The organism is Streptomyces sp. NPDC085946 (genome assembly GCF_044540485.1).
GTDB lineage: Bacteria > Actinomycetota > Actinomycetes > Streptomycetales > Streptomycetaceae > Streptomyces.
This window is the reverse complement of sequence record NZ_JBITSF010000007.1, coordinates 148,903-162,913: the sequence shown is the minus strand read 5'-3', so window position 1 is coordinate 162,913 and position 14,011 is coordinate 148,903. Positions and strand designations below refer to the sequence as shown.

Annotated in this window: 17 protein-coding genes; all 17 read left to right on the top strand. The window is 73.4% G+C overall.

The genetic code is table 11. The annotated features are described in order from the left end of the window. Nucleotides 1–617 precede the first annotated feature (617 nt). The 17 genes from ACIF8T_RS16630 (at nucleotide 618) to ACIF8T_RS16550 (ending at nucleotide 13,958) form a co-directional block, all read left to right on the top strand. The gene (locus ACIF8T_RS16630; protein ID WP_400035587.1) at nucleotides 618–1,220 is read left to right on the top strand and encodes a hypothetical protein; all 603 of its coding nucleotides are present in this window, start codon (nucleotides 618–620) and stop codon (nucleotides 1,218–1,220) included. 386 nt (nucleotides 1,221–1,606) lie between these two features. Beyond that, nucleotides 1,607–2,026, top strand: a complete 420-nt coding sequence (rpsP, locus tag ACIF8T_RS16625; protein ID WP_400035585.1) for a 30S ribosomal protein S16 — start codon at nucleotides 1,607–1,609, stop codon at nucleotides 2,024–2,026. A 2-nt stretch (nucleotides 2,027–2,028) separates the two neighbouring features. After that, nucleotides 2,029–2,268 carry an RNA-binding protein gene (locus ACIF8T_RS16620; protein WP_389825905.1) on the top strand — a complete coding sequence of 80 codons (240 nt, stop codon included), beginning with the start codon at nucleotides 2,029–2,031 and terminating at the stop codon, nucleotides 2,266–2,268. A gap of 108 nt (nucleotides 2,269–2,376) precedes the next feature. Next, nucleotides 2,377–2,922: a ribosome maturation factor RimM gene (rimM, locus tag ACIF8T_RS16615; RefSeq protein ID WP_400035583.1), complete on the top strand. Its 546-nt coding sequence runs from the start codon at nucleotides 2,377–2,379 to the stop codon at nucleotides 2,920–2,922. Next, nucleotides 2,919–3,752 (top strand): tRNA (guanosine(37)-N1)-methyltransferase TrmD, encoded by an 834-nt coding sequence (gene trmD, locus ACIF8T_RS16610; protein ID WP_400035581.1) that lies wholly within the window; start codon nucleotides 2,919–2,921, stop codon nucleotides 3,750–3,752. Before rimM ends, trmD begins: the two co-directional genes overlap by 4 nt. A gap of 133 nt (nucleotides 3,753–3,885) precedes the next feature. Continuing rightward, a complete protein-coding gene (rplS, locus tag ACIF8T_RS16605) occupies nucleotides 3,886–4,236 on the top strand; it encodes a 50S ribosomal protein L19 (protein WP_199212174.1) in 351 nt (116 codons plus the stop codon). A gap of 60 nt (nucleotides 4,237–4,296) precedes the next feature. Next, a complete protein-coding gene (gene lepB, locus ACIF8T_RS16600; protein WP_400035578.1) occupies nucleotides 4,297–5,034 on the top strand; it encodes a signal peptidase I in 738 nt (245 codons plus the stop codon). Beyond that, nucleotides 5,027–6,118 carry a signal peptidase I gene (lepB, locus tag ACIF8T_RS16595; protein ID WP_400035576.1) on the top strand — a complete coding sequence of 364 codons (1,092 nt, stop codon included), beginning with the start codon at nucleotides 5,027–5,029 and terminating at the stop codon, nucleotides 6,116–6,118. The genes lepB (ACIF8T_RS16600) and lepB (ACIF8T_RS16595) overlap by 8 nt, the downstream gene beginning before the upstream one ends. After that, nucleotides 6,006–6,980 (top strand): signal peptidase I, encoded by a 975-nt coding sequence (gene lepB / locus ACIF8T_RS16590; protein ID WP_400035574.1) that lies wholly within the window; start codon nucleotides 6,006–6,008, stop codon nucleotides 6,978–6,980. Before lepB (ACIF8T_RS16595) ends, lepB (ACIF8T_RS16590) begins: the two co-directional genes overlap by 113 nt. Before the next feature lie 166 nt (nucleotides 6,981–7,146). Continuing rightward, nucleotides 7,147–7,929, top strand: coding sequence for a signal peptidase I (lepB, locus tag ACIF8T_RS16585; protein WP_400035573.1), 783 nt, complete (start codon nucleotides 7,147–7,149; stop codon nucleotides 7,927–7,929). After that, nucleotides 7,919–8,443, top strand: coding sequence for an NUDIX hydrolase (locus ACIF8T_RS16580; RefSeq protein ID WP_400035571.1), 525 nt, complete (start codon nucleotides 7,919–7,921; stop codon nucleotides 8,441–8,443). The genes lepB (ACIF8T_RS16585) and ACIF8T_RS16580 overlap by 11 nt, the downstream gene beginning before the upstream one ends. A gap of 56 nt (nucleotides 8,444–8,499) precedes the next feature. Then, nucleotides 8,500–8,808 carry a DUF2469 domain-containing protein gene (locus tag ACIF8T_RS16575; RefSeq protein ID WP_003965949.1) on the top strand — a complete coding sequence of 103 codons (309 nt, stop codon included), beginning with the start codon at nucleotides 8,500–8,502 and terminating at the stop codon, nucleotides 8,806–8,808. Between the two features lie 162 nt (nucleotides 8,809–8,970). Continuing rightward, complete coding sequence (locus ACIF8T_RS16570) at nucleotides 8,971–9,372, top strand: YraN family protein (protein WP_400035569.1); 402 nt, start codon at nucleotides 8,971–8,973, stop codon at nucleotides 9,370–9,372. A gap of 1 nt (nucleotide 9,373) precedes the next feature. Then, the gene (locus tag ACIF8T_RS16565) at nucleotides 9,374–10,999 is read left to right on the top strand and encodes a YifB family Mg chelatase-like AAA ATPase (RefSeq protein WP_400035567.1); all 1,626 of its coding nucleotides are present in this window, start codon (nucleotides 9,374–9,376) and stop codon (nucleotides 10,997–10,999) included. Further along, nucleotides 10,996–12,156, top strand: a complete 1,161-nt coding sequence (dprA, locus tag ACIF8T_RS16560; RefSeq protein WP_400035565.1) for a DNA-processing protein DprA — start codon at nucleotides 10,996–10,998, stop codon at nucleotides 12,154–12,156. The genes ACIF8T_RS16565 and dprA overlap by 4 nt, the downstream gene beginning before the upstream one ends. 274 nt (nucleotides 12,157–12,430) lie before the next feature. Further along, entirely contained in the window at nucleotides 12,431–13,270 is an 840-nt protein-coding gene (gene whiG, locus ACIF8T_RS16555; protein ID WP_400035563.1) for an RNA polymerase sigma factor WhiG, read from the top strand. A gap of 130 nt (nucleotides 13,271–13,400) precedes the next feature. Further along, nucleotides 13,401–13,958: a TetR/AcrR family transcriptional regulator gene (locus ACIF8T_RS16550; RefSeq protein ID WP_400035865.1), complete on the top strand. Its 558-nt coding sequence runs from the start codon at nucleotides 13,401–13,403 to the stop codon at nucleotides 13,956–13,958. The last annotated feature ends 53 nt before the right edge of the window (nucleotides 13,959–14,011 follow it).

The following is a 14,011-nucleotide window of genomic DNA, read 5'->3' as shown; positions in this document are numbered from 1 at the left end:
GTGCGCGGCGGATGGCCTGTTCCCGCCCCGCGGCGATGACAGCGGGTGGCGGGTGCCGCGGCGCGGCGGCGGCGCCCCAGGTGATCAAGGGCGGCGACGCGGTTCCGGCCAAGGTCGCGGAGGTGCGGGAGACGGCCGCCGTCCGCGTCGCCGAGCACGTCCGGAGCGCCGCCGGCCGACGAGGCCGCCGGTCGCCGGCGGCCGGTCCGGCGCCCCGCCCGCGGCGCCGGACGGGGCGCACGGGGCCGGGCCGCCCGAGGAGGCACCGGTCTTCCGGCGCGCGGGCGCGGAGGGCGGGTCGGCGCCGGACACCGGAGACGCGACCGGTAACGTCGCAGTGGCCGCGCGCGCCGGCCGGGAAGGCGCCGGGCGCGGGCAAGCGACCGAAACGCCCCTTGTGCAACCGCGCGCCACTGTCGCACCGGCGTACGAACGCCGCCTACCCGCCGGTGCGTACGTCGGACTACGCACCGGCTTGGTACGAGCTGTGCGGCTTCTCCGCAGATCAGCGCACCCGCCCTCGTCAGGTCGCATCAACACCGACTGACGGGTACGTGCAAATTATTTGGGATGCCCCGGAATAGGAACACAGCGGTACCCAGGCTCGTTGTCATTACGTGAGCACGACACCACCTGTTCTCGCCGCAGAGCTGGCGCAGGCGTGGGCCGACATTCAGCGGTACCACCCCGAGCTGCCCGATCTTGCCGCGCCCGAGTCACTGATCGGAGAATCGTCGTCCGCCTGCGGACACGAGCTCTCCTTCGAGCGACTGCTTCACGAAGCAGTCCACGGCATCGCCGCAGCGCGCGGAGTACGCGACACCTCCCGCGCCGGCCGGTACCACAACCGCAGATTCCTCGCGATCGCCGAGGAGCTGGGCCTGGACCACCCGGAGGAACCGCACCCCAGCAGCGGCTTCTCCCTGGTCTCGCTCACGCCCGAGGCGAAGCGCCGCTACCGCCCCACGACGGAGCGGCTGCAGCGCGCCCTGAAGGCCCACTCCGCCGCGACCTCGGCGGACACCGCCCGCACCTTCCGCGGCCCGGCCGCCCGGCACGGCTCCTCCGGCGGAGGGGTGCGCGTCAAGGCGGTCTGCGACTGCGGCCGCAACGTCCGGGTCGTCCCGTCCGTCCTGGCCCAGGCCCCGATCGTGTGCGGCGGCTGCGGCAAGCCGTTCCGCATCCCCGAGGCGGTGGGCGCGGGAGCGGTGGCCGGCTGACGTCCCTCCCGCGGCGCGCACCGGCATCTCGTGGCTGCCGGTCCAGCGCGGTGGGGACGCCGGGTCCTGCGCGATCCGTGCGCGGTCGTGCCGCCGGGGCGGCGGGGAGCCCCGGCCCGCGCACGGGGAGAGCGGGCGGGACGGCCCTCGGCGCCCGGCGCGGCCGCTGCCGCGCCGGGCGCCGCTCCCGCACGGCCGCACGCACGTCACCGCACCCTCGGCTCAGGGCGGCCCCCAGGGTGTGGCACAATGGCTAGCTGTACTCGACAGCCGCACAGGACCCCTCTCTCCTCCGGCTGACGCGTCCATCGGGCACTCGGGTACCGCAACCCCACGCGGCCGTCCCGCCGTGCCCAACCACGTCAAATCCAGGAGATTCCACTCCCGTGGCAGTCAAGATCAAGCTGAAGCGTCTGGGCAAGATCCGTTCGCCTCACTACCGCATCGTCGTCGCCGACTCCCGTACCCGCCGTGACGGCCGGGCCATCGAGGAGATCGGCAAGTACCACCCGACGTACAACCCGTCCGTCATGGAGGTCGACAGCGAGCGCGTGGCGTACTGGCTCTCCGTCGGCGCCCAGCCGACCGAGCCCGTGCTCGCCATCCTGAAGAAGACCGGCGACTGGCAGAAGTTCAAGGGCGAGCCCGCCCCGGCTCCGCTGCTGACGCCGGCCGACAAGCCCGCGCGCCCGTCGTTCGAGGCCCTCGGTGGCGACGACGAGGGCAAGGGTGAGGCGATCACCCAGAAGAAGAAGGCTGAGAAGAAGGACGAGGCCTCCGCCGAGTCCGAGTCGACCGAGGCCTGAGCATGCTCGAGGAGGCTCTCGAGCACCTCGTGAAGGGCATCGTCGACAACCCTGACGATGTGCAGGTCGCCTCGCGCGACCTGCGCCGCGGACGGGTGCTCGAGGTCCGGGTCCACCCCGACGATCTCGGCAAGGTGATCGGTCGCAACGGCCGTACCGCACGCGCTCTGCGCACCGTCGTGGGCGCCATCGGCGGCCGCGGCGTCCGTGTCGACCTCGTCGACGTGGACAACGTCCGCTGACGCTTCGCAGCACCGGCTCGGGCCGGGGAGGGCCACTGGGCCGTCCCCGGCCCGCAGTCGTACGAGCCGCTTCGGCTCGCAGTCGTCCGATCAGGAGAACCAAGCACCGTGCAGCTGGTAGTCGCTCGCATCGGCCGCGCCCACGGCATCAAGGGCGAGGTCACCGTCGAGGTACGCACCGACGAACCGGAGGTCAGGCTCGCCCCCGGCGCCGTCCTGGCCACCGACCCGGCCTCGACCGGGCCGCTGACCATCGAGTCGGGCCGTGTCCACAGCGGCCGCCTCCTGCTGCGCTTCGAGGGCGTGCGCGACCGCACCGCCGCCGAGGCGCTGCGCAACACCCTCCTGATCGCCGACGTCGACCCCGACGAACTGCCCGAGGGCGAGGACGAGTACTACGACCACCAGCTGATCGACCTCGACGTCGTCACCCGGGACGGCGCGGAGGTCGGCCGGATCACCGAGGTCTCGCACCTGCCCTACCAGGACCTCTTCGTGGTCGAGCGCCCCGACGGCACCGAGGTGCTCGTCCCGTTCGTCCAGGAGATCGTCACCGAGATCGACCTGGAGGAGCAGCGGGCCGTCATCGACCCGCCGCCGGGCCTGATCGACGACCGCGCGGAGATCGCCTCGTCGAGGGACGACAGCGCATGAGGCTCGACGTCGTCACGATCTTCCCCGAGTACCTGGAACCGCTGAACGTCTCCCTCGTCGGCAAGGCACGCGCGCGTGGACAGCTGAACGTGCACGTGCACGACCTGCGCTCCTGGACCCACGACCGCCACCACACCGTCGACGACACCCCCTACGGCGGCGGCCCCGGCATGGTCATGAAGACCGAGCCCTGGGGGGACGCCCTCGACTCCGTCCTCGCCGACGGCTACGAGACCGGCTCCCACGCGCCGGCCCTGATCGTGCCCACCCCCAGCGGCCGTCCCTTCACCCAGGAACTCGCCGTCCACCTCTCCGAGCGGCCGTGGCTGATCTTCACGCCCGCCCGCTACGAGGGCATCGACCGGCGCGTCATCGACGAGTACGCCACCCGCGTGCCGGTGTACGAGGTCTCCATCGGCGACTACGTCCTCGCCGGCGGCGAGGCGGCCGTCCTCGTCGTCACCGAGGCCGTGGCACGGCTGCTGCCCGGTGTCCTCGGCAACGCCGAGTCCCACCGCGACGACTCCTTCGCCCCCGGTGCCATGGCGAACCTCCTGGAGGGCCCCGTCTACACCAAGCCGCCCGTGTGGCGCGGCCGGGACATCCCCGACGTGCTGCTCAGCGGCCACCACGGGAAGATCGCCCGCTGGCGCCGCGACGAGGCCCTGCGGCGCACCACCGCGCACCGGCCCGACCTCGTCGAGCGCTGCGACCCGAAGGCCTTCGACAAGAAGGACCGCGAGATGCTCTCCATCCTGGGCTGGGAACCGGACCCCGAGGGCGAGCCGTACGGCCGGTTTTGGCGCAGGGCGGAAGGCGTGGAAGAATAGGCCGCTGCTGTGCGCCGTCCGGCGTGCGCCCCTGCCGCAGGGGGACACGACGCCCGCCCCGATGCGCACCCCAGTGATCCGAACCTCTAGTTGCCGTTGATGACCTGCGGCATCAACGAAGAAAGCAGACGAAATGTCTCACCTGCTCGACACCGTCGACGCCGCGTCGCTGCGCAGCGACGTCCCGGCCTTCCGCCCCGGCGACACCGTGAACGTCCACGTCCGCGTCATCGAGGGCAACCGCTCCCGCGTGCAGCAGTTCAAGGGCGTCGTCATCCGCCGCCAGGGCTCCGGCGTGCGCGAGACCTTCACGGTCCGCAAGGTCTCCTTCTCCGTCGGCGTCGAGCGCACCTTCCCGGTGCACACCCCGATCGTGGAGAAGATCGAGCTCGTCACCCGCGGTGACGTGCGTCGCGCCAAGCTGTACTACCTGCGCGAGCTGCGCGGCAAGGCGGCGAAGATCAAGGAGAAGCGCGAGAACTGAGCGCTTCCCGGGGAGCACGCTCCCCGGGTGCACAGCGCGGCCGGATAGCATCTGGCCTCGATGGACACCGAACAGCCGACGGAGCGCGACCGCTCCTCCCGCCCTTCCGACTCCGAGCAGCCCTCGGAGCCGCGGGGCGTGGGGGAACGGTCGCGTTTCGCGTTGGTGTCGCGGACCGCGGACTGGCTCCCGGGCGGGCGGACCACCCTGGCCGTGCTCGTCTTCCTCGTGTTCCTGCTGCTGCTCAACACCTTCGTGCTGCGGCCCTTCCAGATTCCCAGCGGATCCATGGAGCAGGGATTGAGGATCGGGGACCGGGTTCTCGTAAATAAGTTGGCGTACCGTTTCGGGGCCGAGCCGCGGCGCGGTGACGTCGTCGTCTTCGACGGCACCGGCTCCTTCGGGGACGCCGACTACATCAAACGCGTTGTCGGTGTGGGGGGAGACCACGTGGTCTGCTGCGACAAGGAGGGGAGTGTCCAGGTGAACGGCCGGTCGGTCGACGAGTCGACCTTCCTCTACCCCGGCGACCGTCCGTCCGCGGTGCCCTTCGACGTCGTCGTCCCCGACGGCAGGCTCTTCGTCCTCGGCGACCACCGCAGCGACTCCAGCGACTCCCGGGACCACCTCGGCTCGCCGGGCGGCGGCATGGTCCCGGTGCGCGCGGTGATCGGCCGTGCCGACTGGATCGTCTGGCCCTTCTCCCACGCCACCCGCCTGCACCGCCCGGACGCCTACGCGCGCGTGCCCGCCCGCGAGGTGGGCGGACCGACCACCGGGACGGGTGCCCATGGGTAGCCGCGGCAAGCCCCGCGGGGCGCCCGCGAGCCCCGCCGAGAACCTGCTGCCCACCGGTGCCCGGCGCGCCGGCGGACCGGCCGCCGGCCGCACCCGCGCCGAGCGGCGCCGGCTCCAGCGCAAGGTCAAGCGCAAGCGCAGGCGCAGCGCCGTCAAGGAGATACCGCTCCTGATCGGCGTGGCCGTCCTCATAGCGCTCGTGCTGAAGACGTTCCTCGTCCAGGCCTTCGTCATCCCGTCCGGCTCCATGGAGCAGACGATCCAGATCGGCGACCGGGTCCTGGTCGACAAGCTCACCCCCTGGTTCGGCTCCAAGCCGCAGCGCGGGGACGTCGTCGTCTTCAAGGACCCCGGCGGCTGGCTCAACGACGAGCAGACCACGGTCAAGAAGGAGGACCCCGTCGTCGTCAAGCAGGTCAAGGAAGGGCTCACCTTCATCGGCCTGCTGCCGTCCGACGACGAGAAGGACCTGATCAAGCGGGTCGTCGGCGTCGGCGGGGACCAGGTCAAGTGCTGTGACGCGCAGGGACGCGTCACCGTCAACGGCGTGCCCCTGCAGGAGGACTACCTGTATCCCGGCAACGCCCCGTCCACCACGCCGTTCGAGGTCACCGTCCCCCGGGGCCGGCTGTGGGTGATGGGCGATCACCGGTCCAACTCCGCCGACTCCCGGGTCCACCAGAACACCGAGTACGGCGGCACGGTCTCCGAGGACGAGGTGGTGGGGCGGGCCATGTTCATCGCCTGGCCGCTGAACCACTGGACCACCCTGGAGGAGCCGAAAACCTACGCTTCGGTGTCCGACGCGGCCGCCGGGTCGACCGCTGCCCCACGGCTGTCGCATAGGGTTGCCCCCGAAGAATCGAACGGAACGATCCAGCTCCCGAGCCCTGCGGAACTCCCGCTCGTTATGGGAGTGGTGGGCCTGCGCCGTGTGTGGGGCAGGCGGCAGCACAGAGTGAGGAGTTGGCGTGGGGGATGTGGCGGTTGGCGCACGGTCCGGGCACGACGGCGAGGAGCACCGCGGGCGCCCCGCGGAGTCGGCCGGCCCGGTCGCGGACAGCGCCGTGACCTCCGGGAGTGACTCCGAGACGGCCGAGGACGGCAGGGTGACGGGCGAGCAGTACAGGACCGAGGACGACGGGCCGGGCGACACGCCCCCGGTCAGGAAGCAGCGCTCCTTCTGGAAGGAGCTGCCCATCCTGATCGTCATCGCGCTGGTGCTCGCGTTGCTGATCAAGACCTTCCTGGTGCAGGCGTTCTCCATCCCCTCCGACTCGATGCAGAACACGCTCCAGCAGGGCGACCGGGTCCTGGTCGACAAGCTGACCCCGTGGTTCGGCTCCGAGCCCGAGCGCGGCGAGGTCGTCGTCTTCCACGACCCGGACAACTGGCTGGCGGGCGAGCCGGTGGCCGACCCGAACGCCTTCCAGACGTTCCTCAGCTGGATCGGCCTCATGCCGTCCGCGGAGGAGAAGGACCTCATCAAGCGGGTCGTCGGCGTCGGCGGCGACACCGTCGAGTGCACCAAGACCGGCCCGCTGAAGGTGAACGGCAAGGCGCTCAACGAGCCGTACGTCTACCCCGGCAACACGCCGTGCAGCATGGACGACCAGGGCGGCCAGTTCAAGGTCAAGGTCCCCGAGGGCTACCTCTGGGTCATGGGCGACCACCGCCAGAACTCGCGGGACTCGCGCTACAACCGCGCGGACAAGCACAACGGCATGGTCCCGGTGGACGAGGTCGTCGGGCGGGCCATCGTCGTCGCCTGGCCGGTCAACCGCTGGGCCACCCTGCCGGTGCCGGACACCTTCGACCAGCCGGGCCTGGACGACCGGGCGGCGGCCGCGGCCCCGGTGGTGGTGCCGAACGCCCTCGCGCTGGCCGGAGTGCTGCCGGTGGTGCTGTGGCGCCGCAGGCGGCCGGCGGTCGCCGGGACGCGCTGAACCCCGCCGCGCGCCGTGCCCGGCCCCGCGACGCGGGAGCGGCCGGTGCCGTCGACCGGCCCGGCCGCCGGCCGGACTCCGCCGGGGGAGCGGCCGGAACCGCCGCCTCCCCGGCCGGGACGGAAGGGCTGACCGGGCCGGGTACCGCCGGGTAGGGTGCGGACCCATGGGTGGTGAGAGCACGTCGCGTACGGCGCCGCGCAGCGGCGGCACGAACAGCGGCCCGGTCGGCGGACGGACCGGGCAGCGGCTGTCCGGGCTGGCCGTGGCGCTGGGCCTGGTGCTGTTCCTCGGGGGATTCGCCTGGGGAGCGGTGGTCTACCGGCCGTACACCGTGCCCACCGACTCCATGACCCCGACGATCGGCGCGGGCGCCCGCGTGCTGGCGCAGCGCGTCGACGGCGATGCCGTGCGCCGTGGTGACGTCGTCGTCTTCCGGGACGCGACCTGGGCCGACGCGCCCATCGTCAAGCGGGTGGTCGCCGTCGGCGGCGACACCGTCTCCTGCTGCCAGGACGGCAGGCTGAAGGTCAACGGCAAGGAGATCGACGAACCGTATCTCCCCGCGGACACGGCGGGCGGGGCCGCGAAGTTCCCGGCCGTGACCGTCCCCGAGGGCCGTCTGTTCCTGCTCGGCGACGAGCGCCGCACCTCCCTGGACTCCACCGCCCACCTCACCGACGCGGCCGGCGGCACGGTGGCGCGCGACGCCGTGGACGCCCGGGTCGACGCCGTCGTGTGGCCCGTGGACGGCATGCTGGAGCGCCCCGCCGGCTTCGAGACCCTCGGCCCCCTCTCCACGCCCGGTCCGCTGCGCACGATCGTCGCGGCGGTGACCGCCGGAGCCGTGCTCGTGCTCGGCGGAGCCGCCTACGGTCCGATCGCCCAGCGCGCGGGAGCGGCCCGGGCCCGGAGCCGGGCGAACGCGGAGCCCGCCGGTGTCCGCTGAGGCCGGGCGGACGGAGCAGGACACCTACGCGGGCGGGCTGCGCAAGGTCGCCCGGGTGGTGCTGCTCGACCCGCGGGACCGGATCCTGCTGCTGCACGGGCACGAGCCGGACGATCCGGCCGACGACTGGTGGTTCACGCCCGGCGGCGGCGTGGAGGGCGACGAGACCCGTGAACAGGCCGCCCTGCGGGAACTCGCCGAGGAGACCGGCATCACCGAGGTCGAGCTCGGCCCGGTGCTGTGGCGGCGCCGGTGCTCCTTCCCGTTCGCCGGCCGCCGCTGGGACCAGGACGAGTGGTACTACCTGGCCCGTACCGAGCGGACGGCGACCGGGGCCACGGCGCTGACCGAGCTGGAACGGCGCAGTGTCGCCGGAGCGCGCTGGTGGACGTGCCGGGAACTGACCCGGGCACATGAGACGGTGTATCCGACCAGACTCGCCGAGCTGCTGCGCACGCTGCTCGACGAAGGTCCCCCGGCCAGGCCCGTGACCCTAGACCCGGAAATCGTCTAGCGGCCCAGGGGACTGGCGCACAATGGTGGGATCGCACGGCTGAAGGGGAACATGCCATGAGCGCCGAGGACCTCGAGAAGTACGAGACCGAGATGGAGCTGAAGCTCTACCGGGAGTACCGCGATGTCGTCGGTCTGTTCAAATACGTGATCGAGACCGAGCGGCGCTTCTACCTCACCAACGACTACGAGATGCAGGTGCACTCGGTCCAGGGCGAGGTGTTCTTCGAGGTGTCCATGGCGGACGCCTGGGTGTGGGACATGTACCGGCCGGCCCGCTTCGTGAAGCAGGTCCGGGTCCTCACGTTCAAGGACGTGAACATCGAGGAGCTCAACAAGAGCGATCTGGAGCTGCCGGGCGGCTGAGCGGAGGCCGGAGGCCGGCGGCCGGGCCGGGGCCGGCGGCCGAGCGGCGGCCGGGTCCGGCCCGGCGCCGGACCCGGCCCGGTTCCGTCCCCCCGTGCGGGTGACGGAGTTGTCCACAACCGGTGAGTAACGCACCAAGATCCACTCCGGTGGGCCGGGTGCGTGACCGTGGGCACCGGAGGTGGTGCCGACATGAACACCCATCGGGCACGCAGCGCACTGGGCAGGTACGGCGAGAACCTGGCCGCGCGGCGGCTGGCCGCGGCAGGACTGACGGTCCTCGAGCGTAACTGGCGCTGCGGCAGGACCGGAGAGATCGACATCGTGGCGCGGGACGGGGACGTCCTGGTCGTCTGCGAGGTGAAGACCCGCAGGGCGGGCGCGTTCCAGCATCCGATGGCCGCCGTGACCCCGCGGAAGGCCGGCCGGCTGCGCGACCTGGCCGAGCGGTGGATCCAGACCCACGGGGGAGCGCCGCCCGGCGGCGTCCGCATCGACGTGGTGGGCGTGCTGCTGCCCGCCCGGGGAGCGCCCCTGGTGGAGCACGTGCGGGGGGTGGCCTGAGATGGGATTCGCCCGTACGTGCTCGGTGGCGCTGGTGGGGGTCGAGGGCGTGGTGGTCGAGGTGCAGGCCGACCTCGAACCGGGCGTCGCGGCGTTCACCCTGGTGGGGCTGCCCGACAAGAGCCTGACGGAGAGCCGGGACCGGGTGCGGGCCGCGGTGGTCAACTCCGGCACCGCCTGGCCCCAGAAGAAGCTGACGGTCGGCCTGAGCCCGGCGTCCGTGCCCAAGAGCGGCAGCGGCTTCGACCTGGCCGTCGCCGCGGCCGTCCTCGGGGCCGCCGAGCGGATCGACCCCCGGGTCCTCGCCGACATCGTGATGATCGGGGAGCTCGGGCTGGACGGCCGGGTCCGGCCGGTCCGGGGGGTGCTGCCCGCGGTGCTGGCCGCGGCGGACGCGGGGTACGAGCAGGTGGTCGTGCCGGAGGGCGCGGCCGCCGAGGCGTCCCTCGTGCCCGGGGTGTCCGTGCTCGGGGTCCGCAGCCTGCGCCAGCTGATCGCCGTCCTCGCCGACGAACCCGTGCCCGACGAGGAACCGGACCAGCAGGGCCGCCCGGACCCGCTGCTGGCCGGCCTGCGCGTGCCGGGCACCGGCGCCGCCACGGGCATGCACGGCGCCGGGGCGGCCCAGCACGACCACGGCCACGACCTCGCGGACGTGGTGGGCCAGCTCTCGGCCCGCACCGCGGTCGAGGTCGCCGCGGCGGGCGGGCACCACCTGTTCCTGGAGGGGCCGCCCGGTGCCGGCAAGACCATGCTCGCGGAGCGGCTGCCCACCCTCCTGCCCCGGCTCGACCGGCAGGAGGCCCTGGAGGTCACCGCCGTGCACTCGGTGGCGGGCCTGCTGCCCCCGGGCAAACCCATGATCGACGTCGCCCCCTACTGCGCCCCGCACCACTCGGCCACGATGCAGGCCCTCGTCGGGGGCGGCCCCGGCATCGCCCGGCCCGGAGCCGTGTCGCTGTCCCACCGCGGGGTCCTCTTCCTGGACGAGACGCCCGAGTTCAGCGGCCGGGCGCTGGACGCGCTGCGCCAGCCGCTGGAGGCCGGGCACGTCGTGATCGCGCGCAGCGCGGGGGTGGTGCGCTTCCCGGCGAAGTTCCTGATGGTGCTGGCGGCCAACCCGTGCCCGTGCGGACGCTTCTCGCTGAAGGACGCCCTGTGCGAGTGCCCGCCCTCGGCGATCCGCCGCTACCAGGCGAGGCTGTCCGGCCCGCTGCTCGACCGCGTCGACCTGCGCGTCGAGGTGGACCGCGTGACCCGCACCGAGCTCGCCGCGCGCGGCACGCCCGGCGAGTCCACCGCGGTCGTCGCCGGCCGGGTGCGGGCGGCCCGCGCCCGGGCGGCGGCACGCCTGGCCGGTACGCCGTGGCGCACCAACAGCGAGATCCCCGGCCGGGAACTGCGCAGCCGCTGGTACGCCGCCCCCGGCGCCCTGGAGGAGGCCGAGCGCAGCCTGGAACGGGGCGTCCTCACCGCCCGCGGGCTCGACCGGGTGCTGCGCGTCGCCTGGACCGTCGCCGACCTCGTCGGACACGACCGCCCCGACGCGACGGACGTCGCCCTGGCCCTGCAACTGCGCACCGGGGTGCCGCGGGGCGTGCCCATGGCCCTCGGGGCACCGGCGTGAGCGCCACGGGCGCCCCGGACGACGAGCTCCTCGCCCGGGTCTTCCTCACCCGTGTCGTCGAGCCCGGTGACGAGGCCGGCGGGCGGTGGGTGCGGGAGTTCGGGGCGCGGGAGGTGGTCCGGCGGCTGCGGGACGGCGGACGGCCGCTGCCGGGGGTCAGCGCCAGGCGGTGGACGGGGCTGCGGGCCCGGGCCGAGCAGGCCGAGCCGCACCGGGACCTCGCCGCCGCACGGGAGGCCGGGGTGCGGTTCGTGTGCCCCGGGGACGGCGAGTGGCCGGGGCAGCTCGACGACCTGGGGGATGCCCGCCCCCTGGGCCTGTGGGTGCGCGGGCGGCCCAGTCTGCGGATGTGGGCCCTGCGGTCGGTGGCGGTCGTGGGCGCGCGGGCCTGCACCGAGTACGGGGCCCACATGGCGGCCACCATCGCCGCCGGGCTCGCCGAGCAGGGCTGGGTCGTCGTCTCCGGCGGCGCGTACGGCGTCGACGGCGCCGCCCACCGCGGGGCGCTGGGCGCCGGCGGGGCCACCGTCGCCGTCCTGGCCTGCGGCGTCGACCGGCCCTACCCGCAGGGCCACACCGAACTGATCACCAGGATCGCCGACCAGGGACTGGTCGTCGGAGAGCTGCCGCCCGGGGATCATCCGACGCCGAGCCGGTTCGTCCTGCGCAACCGGGTGATCGCCGCACTGACCAGGGGCACCGTGGTCGTCGAGGCCGCCCACCGCAGCGGCTCGCTGGCCACGGCGCGGGCGGCGCGGCGGCTGGGCCGTCACACGATGGGGGTGCCCGGCCCGGCCACCAGCGGCCTGTCCGCGGGCGTGCACGAGCTGCTGCGCACCGACGCGGTCCTGGTCACCGACGCCGCGGACGTCGTCGAGCTCGTCGGCGCCATGGGGGAGCTGGCCCCGGAGCGGCGCGGACCGGTGCTGCCGCGGGACCTGCTCGGGCCGGCCACCCGGGAGGTGCTCGCCGCGCTGCCGGCCCGCCGGGCGGCCCCGGCGACGGAGATCGCGCGCTCCGCGCAGACCTCGGCGGACGACGCGGTCGCCAGGCTGTACGAACTGCGGGCACTCGGTTACGTCGAACGACACGGCGACGGCTGGAAGTTGACACGCCAGGCGACGACCTCGCTCCGGGGCGGTCGCGGGCCGTGCTGACCGTGCCGGTTCCGCCGTACGGGGGAAACCCCGACGGGCCTTGCAAATTAACCCAGTTGGGGGTGGCCGGGCGATCACGCCGAGCGACCGCCGTGCCCCGGCGGGACGTCCTGCGGAACGTATCTGCGCATGGTCCCGCCTCCGCCCTTCGCACACCGCGACACCTCAGTCACGCTACGCTCACGAGGATTCCGACACGGACAGGCATCCCGACATCAGACAGACACCCCGCTCAGGTACCACCACTCCACGGCAGAACGGCACAAGGCGACGAATGCCCCAGCACACCTCCGGGCCCGACCGGGCGGCGATCCCCCCTGCCGCCCGCGACGGTGGCAGCGTGCGGCCGCCCGCCCCCTCGACCCTCGACGAGCTGTGGCGGTCGTACAAGGCGACGGGGGACGAGCGGCTGCGGGAGCAGTTGATCCTGCACTACTCGCCGCTCGTGAAGTACGTCGCGGGCCGGGTCAGCGTAGGGCTGCCGCCCAACGTGGAGCAGGCGGACTTCGTCTCCTCCGGGGTGTTCGGGCTGATCGACGCGATCGAGAAGTTCGACATCGACCGGGAGATCAAGTTCGAGACGTACGCGATCACGCGGATCCGCGGCGCGATGATCGACGAGCTGCGGGCGCTGGACTGGATCCCGCGGTCGGTGCGGCAGAAGGCGCGCAACGTGGAGCGGGCCTACGCCACCCTGGAGGCGCGGCTGCGGCGGACGCCCACGGAGGGCGAGGTCGCCGCCGAGATGGGCATCGCGGTGGACGAACTGCACGCCGTCTTCAGCCAGTTGTCGCTGGCCAACGTCGTGGCGCTGGAGGAGCTGCTGCACGTCGGCGGCGAGGGCGACCGGCTGAGCCTCATGGACACGCTGGAGGACACCGCCGCCGACAACCCGGTCGAGGTGGCCGAGGACCGGGAGCTGAGACGGTTCCTGGCGCGGGCGATCAACACCCTCCCCGAACGGGAGAAGACCGTCGTCACCCTGTACTACTACGAGGGGCTGACGCTGGCCGAGATCGGCAACGTGCTCGGTGTGACCGAGAGCCGGGTGAGCCAGATCCACACCAAGTCGGTGCTGCAACTGCGCGCCAAGCTGGCGAGCTTCGGGCGCTGAACCCGGGCGGGCCGCGGCTGTCGGGCGGAGCCGGGCGCGGGCGCCGGGCGGGAGGGAGTCGCGGAGTGACTCCCGCCGGAGGGGGCGCGTCCGTAGAGTGGTCGACGTGCCAAGGATTCGAGCGGCCTCCGTGGCCGAGCACCGGTCGATGCAGCGTGCCGCCCTGCTGGACGCGGCTCGTTCCCTGCTGTCCGAGGGCGGGACGGAAGCCCTGACCTTCCCGGCCCTCGCCGAGCGGACGGGACTCGCGCGATCGTCCGTGTACGAGTACTTCCGGTCGCGGGCGGCCGTGGTCGAGGAGCTGTGCGAGGTCGACTTCCCGGTCTGGGCCGCGGAGGTGTCGGCGGCGATGGACGCGGCGGACGGGCCCGAGGCCCGGGTCGAGGCGTATGTGCGCAAGCAGCTGGAGCTGGTCGGCGACCGGCGGCACCGGGCCGTGGTCGCCATCTCCGCGAGCGAGCTGGACGCGGGGGCCCGGGAGAAGATCCGGGCGGCCCACGGCGGACTCGTCGCGATGATCGTCGAGGCGCTCGCGGAACTGGGGCACGGCGAGCCCCGGCTGGCGGCGATGCTGCTCCAGGGCGTCGTGGACGCGGCCGTGCGGCGGATCGAGCTGGGGGCCGCGGAGGAGCCCGGAGTGATCGCGGAGGCGGCGGTCGGCATGGCCCTGCGGGGCGTCGGGGGCTGAGGCCGGCCGGGCCGGGACGAGGTGCACCGGCGGCACCGGGCCGGCCGCGTACC

Coding starts and splice junctions, on each gene's coding strand:
- ACIF8T_RS16620 (WP_389825905.1), top strand. CDS start 2,029: ATGCTCGAGGAGGCTCTCGAGCACCTCGTGAAGGGCATCGTCGACAAC.
- trmD (WP_400035581.1), top strand. CDS start 2,919: ATGAGGCTCGACGTCGTCACGATCTTCCCCGAGTACCTGGAACCGCTG.
- rplS (WP_199212174.1), top strand. CDS start 3,886: ATGTCTCACCTGCTCGACACCGTCGACGCCGCGTCGCTGCGCAGCGAC.
- lepB (WP_400035578.1), top strand. CDS start 4,297: ATGGACACCGAACAGCCGACGGAGCGCGACCGCTCCTCCCGCCCTTCC.
- lepB (WP_400035576.1), top strand. CDS start 5,027: ATGGGTAGCCGCGGCAAGCCCCGCGGGGCGCCCGCGAGCCCCGCCGAG.
- lepB (WP_400035573.1), top strand. CDS start 7,147: ATGGGTGGTGAGAGCACGTCGCGTACGGCGCCGCGCAGCGGCGGCACG.
- ACIF8T_RS16575 (WP_003965949.1), top strand. CDS start 8,500: ATGAGCGCCGAGGACCTCGAGAAGTACGAGACCGAGATGGAGCTGAAG.
- ACIF8T_RS16565 (WP_400035567.1), top strand. CDS start 9,374: ATGGGATTCGCCCGTACGTGCTCGGTGGCGCTGGTGGGGGTCGAGGGC.
- whiG (WP_400035563.1), top strand. CDS start 12,431: ATGCCCCAGCACACCTCCGGGCCCGACCGGGCGGCGATCCCCCCTGCC.